This window comes from Thermodesulfobacteriota bacterium, from assembly GCA_036397855.1.
Lineage (GTDB): Bacteria > Desulfobacterota_D > UBA1144 > Nemesobacterales > CSP1-2 > DASWID01.
Map to the genome: position 1 here is coordinate 1 of DASWID010000021.1, position 5878 is coordinate 5878.

A 5878-nucleotide genomic window follows, 5' to 3' on the forward strand; every position below is an offset into this window, starting at 1 on the left:
TCTTAGGGAGATACGCAGTAATATATTGAGGGACATAGAGCTAAAGATGGTAGATCATATGGATGAGGTTCTAAGGGAGGCGATAGTATCAGAGGAGTCGGTACTGCATGAAGTAGTTGTGCCACCACCGACCACGATACCAATGGGTGAGGTCAGGCCCAATGTAAATCTGTCGTAAGAAAAATTGATTTACTACGAAATAATTTTTGAACTCCCTCTTTGTTTGGACAACAAAGAGGGAGTTTCTATTTAAAGGGAGGTCTGAATTCGTTAAAATTCGAGAAAGGCTCTGATTCAGCGAAAAAGAATACTATCCTTGTCCTCTCAGGTAAAGTGTTAGACAAGGTGAGAATTTTCAGTTATGAGAATGAGCCCTTTTAATTTAGTATATATTGAATATATTAAATAGGTTGTTTTTGGGCGGTTAGCTCAGCGGGAGAGCGCTTGCCTTACAAGCAAGAGGTCACTGGTTCGAAACCGGTACCGCCCACCAGTTTAAAAGTGGATGCAAGATCCACGATGCAGGATACATGTAAAAAATTCTTTAATCGTGTATCATGGATCATGAATCATGCATCGTGCACATGGATCCTGCATCATGTATCCTGAATCGTGCATCGTGTATCTATGGAATGGGGGCCGTAGTTCAGTCCGGTTTAGAACGCTGGCCTGTCAAGCCAGAGGTCACGGGTTCAAGTCCCGTCGGCCCCGCCATAAAACTTTTTAAAATCAAAAAAGTAGCAGAAGCCACCTTAAGGTCGCCATCTTTGTTTCCTCTATGCGGTTACCATTTAACGAATAATTATTCAAATCCTAACCCTCCTTTGAAAAAGGAGGGAATGAACTCTCTCTCTTTAGGGGCTTAGTCCTGAGCCAGTCGAAGGAGAGATTTAGAGGGGTTTTCCAGATTCAGAATCTGAAATCTACACAAGGTTTAAATTTAAAGAAACTTCATATCACTTATGTATACTTAACTAATTTAAATGTGGCTAGGATTGAAAAATTTCTAACCTTTATAGTTTTTTTATCGACTAAAAAGGAGATAGATTTTGGGTGAATTAATGTTTTCTGAAGATGATATAAAACAGATTGAGTCGCACGGATTGACTCTTGATAGAGTTAGGTCACAGGTTGAGACTTTTAGAAAAGGATTACCGTTTACGATTCTTGATCGCCCGGCAACTATTGGCGATGGTATCCTCAAAATAAATGAATACGAGCTTGAAAGACTGGCGGGCATTTTTTCAGAGGAATCGGCAGAAAGGGAATTGATAAAATTTGTGCCGGCGTCCGGCGAAGCAAGTCGTATGTTCAGATTGCCGCATTCTTTTTACAATCGTTATGATGAAATTAACCAGAAGATTATCAGAGCTGAGGCTGAAAAGGGTGATATTGATCATAAAACCTTCCTGAACTTTTTTGAAAATATAAAGAAATTCGCTTGCTATGAGGACTTAAAATCTGTTATGAAAGCTAACGGAAAGGATATAGAAGATCATATATCAAAAGGTCAGTTCAACGAGATACTGGAATATCTGCTTACCTCGAGGGGATTGAACTATGCGGATCTTCCCAAGGGTCTAATCAAGTTTCACAGATACACCGATCACTCTCGTACACCTTTTGAAGAGCATCTTGTGGAGGCTGCTGCTTATGCAAGAGATAGGAGAGGGATTGCCAGGGTTCATTTTACTGTTGCCAAAGAGCATGAGAGGCGAATAAATGACCATTTAGAAAATGTTAGGAGTAAATATGAGGGTGAAGGGGTCATGCTTGATATTGCCTTCTCGATTCAAAGACCTTCCACGGATACTATTGCTGTCGATTTGGATTATAAACCTTTTAGAACGAATGGCAATAAACTTTTATTTCGGGCAGCCGGGCATGGTGCCCTCCTGGAAAATCTCAATGATCTTAGAGGGGATATTGTTTTTATAAAGAACATAGACAACGTAGTTCCTGATAGGTTTACCAAAGAGATTTATTTTTATAAAAAGGCCCTGGCTGGTTATTTGATGGAATTACAAAAAGAGATTTTTCATTATCTTGGGATAATGTCTCGTAATGATTTAGATGAGGAAATGACGGAAAATATATTACGATTTTTGAAGGAAAAGCTTTCTATATTTGTGCCAGATGATTTTGAGAAGCCTTCCAGAGAAGAAATGAACAAGTTTATATTTTCAAGGCTGAATCGACCTATAAGGGTTTGTGGGGTTGTTAAGAATAAGGGTGAGCCAGGGGGCGGTCCTTTCTGGGTTAAACACGGTGACGGTACCCTTTCCTTACAGATTGTAGAATCATCACAGATAGATGTGGAAAACCCCGACCAGAAGAGAATATGGGAGTCATCGACTCATTTTAATCCGGTTGATATCGTGTGCGGCGTCAGAGATTACAAAGGTAGGCAGTTTGATTTAAGAGACTTTCGAGATCCCTCGACCGCTTTTATATCGATAAGATCCAAGGACGGTAAATACTTGAAAGCGCTTGAGCTCCCTGGTCTCTGGAATGGATCAATGGCAAACTGGATTACAGTATTTATAGAAGTGCCTCTTTTAACTTTTAATCCTGTAAAAACGTTACTAGACCTGCTACGGGAAGAGCATCAAAACTGCTAGTATTTACACTCTTATAAGTTAATCGAAATTTCATGAATAGGCATAAGAAAACCGCTATTGTCGATATTTCATTGAGAATAGACAACGCGTCGAAAGCCCCGGTCCGTTCCTTTCTTCAAGCGCTTCAGCTAACTGAGGCCATGCGTTGTCTCCAGCTAGCTGGAGAATTAGGCACAAGACTTGAAAACGAAATTTTCCAGCAAATCATAGATTTATTAAAACGAGGAGGTGAAAATTTACCGGAGATAGCTAAGGCCGATTACTTAGGACAGGTGGAATATATTTCCAGGGGAATCTATGACCTGTGTTCCTTGAAGTTGAATTGGGATCGGGAGGAATATATAAGTTTAATTTTAGGGAAGATATTCTCATACGAAAAAAATGATCTTAGACTTTATTCTGGGGCTGTCGGAGTCGCAAATAATATTTATAACACCCTGATAAAGGAATATGATAATAAACTTAGACTGTGCCTGAAGAAGATGCCATTTAAGGACGTTACTGATGAGTTTCCAGACAGAGTTGAATTCCCCGATATGAGGTGCGTTGATGTTTTTGCCCTTGCAGGTGAGCTAAATCAGAGACATAAGCCAATATGTGTTTTTTTCTCAGGAATCGATAATGCCAATATTTCTGCCCTTACAAAACTAATTGTTTTTATAAATTTGTACATACTGAGGTTTCAAATAATTACGATGGCTATCGCAAAAAAGCTCCTCGATGGATATTCAGTAATTGAGAATCTCGAGTATAAACAGATTGGAGAATTATTGCTCATATGGCTTCGTGGCCATGATATCGGACATTTCTGTGGGGAAGATAATCTTGGAAAGATCATGACCCAGCAGGACAGGGAATATTTGATACTGCATGAGCTTAAATCCGATTTAATCTCATTATATATGCTGAGATTCCTTAGGGATGATCTATTAGAAGGTGAAAATCTGTTAAAGGCTTACCTTGTTTCTCTGGCTGAAATGCTCAGATACATTAGAAGGGGGAGATTTTATAACTACCCCGATTCGGCTTCTGCTTTTTTGACATACAGCTACTTCAAGGGACATGGTTCAATAGTTTTCAATGCTAAAGCAAATAAATTCAAGATTGATAGAAAAAAATTGGAAGGTGATATAGAAGAAATGACCTTCACACTCTTAGAATTATTTTCAGAGGGTGATGTATCCAGGGCAAGGCAATTTATAAATCAGTGGGGCGACCTATCGGAGCTCGGACAGAGAAAACTTCCGGATGAATTAGCATCTCTCGAAGCTGATGATATACCCTATTATATCGACTTCAACTTTATTACGAAGAATGAAATATTAATCGACTCCCGTGAGTCATAGTTGTTCAAACTAATTGGCCTTCCAAAAATTGCGTTAAGAAAATCAGAAACGAAGACGTGAAAATCTCCCTAAATCCCCCTTCGACTTAGGACAGGCTCTTTAGAAAAGAGGGACTTTCTTTAATTTCCGCCTTTCCTAAAGGAGGATTAAGGAGGATTTTGGACAGCCCTGTCCCTGAGTTTCATCGAAGGGTCGAAGGATTGTTTCTTTGTACCTGTGCTGAGCTAGTTTCAGTATCAAGACAAAGAAAAAATAAAAATTATGGGTGCCTGATTGTAATCTTGTTCTCGAATGCTTTAAATAGCCAGGCAGTCTCTTGCTTCGTCTACTTTATCGTTGGCAGTCCCTTCTCCTTCCATTGGATTATACCGCCCATGTTGTAGACTTCTCTGAACCCGAGTTCTCTCATCAAATCTAAGGTTTGAGAGCTGCGGCCCCCTGAGCGACAATGTATTACATAGGTTTTGGTTTTATCAAGCTTGTTAAGTTCTTCTTTGAAAGCATCGGAATAAAAGTCGATATTTGACGCATTGTCAATATGTTCTTGATTGTATTCTTCAGGCGTACGTACATCAATTATTACTAGGTTACTGTTATTTTCATTATTTTGTATGATTGTATGCGCCTCTTCAACAGTTATATCTTTGATGATTTGAGGCTGATTCTTCGATTCCTTCTCATCGTTTTCAGCATATCCTTGATTAAAGAATAGAAGTGTTAGAATTAAAGGTAAAAATATAAGAGATATCTTTTTCATTTTCCTTACGCACTCCTTGGAATAGTTATATTTCGATTGTCAAATGATAACATTATATATTTGTTTTTCATAAGATATAGTGGATTTATACTGTATAATTAACATGGATAAAGGGAGGTTTATGTATGCCCATAGATTTGATATTAATGATTTTTACAGTGTTAAATCTTTCTTCCAATCTGAATTATTCTGTACTCTCAAAAGGTGCTACAGGAATTCAGCAAAATAGTCAGAATCTTGTTATCAGTGATCTAAATCAACTCCAAAAGATTTGGAAGGTACTGGGAATTAAGGAAAAAATTCCGGGGGTTGATTTCGATAAAGAAATTGCTTTTCTGATTATTCAACAGGGAAATAAGGGGAATAATATTTATATTTCAAAGGTTGAAAATAAAGAAAAGAATGAAGTTGAGATAGGTTACAGGGTTGATTTTAATGAGGAAGAATCACTTAAGGAGAAAGCGAGGTCGTCACACTATGTAATTGCAAAACTTGATCATCCGGATGTGAAGAATGTAAAAATAGAATTCTTTGAAGATGACCCGACATCTGCTGTTCCTTCTCACGTTGGAATGGGCCAGGTCCCCGAATATTCGAATGTGCTAAAAGGTTTTGAGGGTATGGGGTTTTCAGATTATTTCCCCATTGACAAGGGAAACGTATGGACATACAGAATTGAGTCTGGTGAAGATGTTAAAGAGGAGACTCATTCAATCATTTCGCTGACTGATGGGTGGTCGATTTTTGATGATTTCTTCGGGGGAAAAAACGTTGGCATGAGGATCGATCCCGAAGGGGGCATACTGGTCTCAACAAACGTGGAAGTAAAGACATTTTACACCCCCGATGTTCAAAGGAGTTTCGAAAAAACAGAATTTAAAACACCCGCTGGCAAGTTCAATGACCTTTTGATTATAACAGTTCCTGAAAATGATGTTTTCTGGTTCAAGGATGTTTATGCGAAGGATGTGGGTCTTATTTATCATGAACACAAGTCTCCAAAAGGAAGCGCTACATATTCACTAATTGGGGCAAATATAAGGGGAAAGAAGTTTCCCTAGATTTGAATAAGCGACTTCCCGCTTTCATTGCGAGGGACTGAAAAAGTCCCGAAGCAATCTCCTTCAAGACTCACTGGGCATCTCGTAATATAC

General features: G+C 38.7%; 4 protein-coding genes and 2 tRNA genes. 5 read left to right on the forward strand and 1 reads right to left on the reverse strand.

Features of this window, described 5'->3' with window-relative positions; all coding sequences use genetic code 11:
• Positions 1–418 precede the first annotated feature (418 nt).
• From VGA95_01470 to VGA95_01485, 4 genes are all read left to right on the forward strand, one after another.
• Positions 419–493, forward strand: a tRNA-Val gene (locus tag VGA95_01470).
• A gap of 142 nt (positions 494–635) precedes the next feature.
• A tRNA-Asp gene (locus VGA95_01475) sits at positions 636–714 on the forward strand.
• A 335-nt stretch (positions 715–1049) separates the two neighbouring features.
• Positions 1050–2621, forward strand: coding sequence for a DUF4301 family protein (locus VGA95_01480; GenBank protein HEX9665207.1), 1572 nt, complete (start codon positions 1050–1052; stop codon positions 2619–2621).
• A 32-nt stretch (positions 2622–2653) separates the two neighbouring features.
• On the forward strand, positions 2654–3967 hold the full coding sequence (locus tag VGA95_01485; GenBank protein HEX9665208.1) for a hypothetical protein: 1314 nt from the start codon (positions 2654–2656) through the stop codon (positions 3965–3967).
• A gap of 325 nt (positions 3968–4292) precedes the next feature.
• Here VGA95_01485 and VGA95_01490 read toward each other — a convergent pair whose 3' ends face one another.
• Positions 4293–4724, reverse strand: a complete 432-nt coding sequence (locus VGA95_01490) for a rhodanese-like domain-containing protein (GenBank protein HEX9665209.1) — start codon at positions 4722–4724, stop codon at positions 4293–4295.
• A gap of 125 nt (positions 4725–4849) precedes the next feature.
• On the opposite strand from VGA95_01490, the gene VGA95_01495 reads away from it, so the two are divergent.
• Positions 4850–5785 (forward strand): hypothetical protein, encoded by a 936-nt coding sequence (locus VGA95_01495; GenBank protein ID HEX9665210.1) that lies wholly within the window; start codon positions 4850–4852, stop codon positions 5783–5785.
• Positions 5786–5878 lie beyond the last annotated feature (93 nt).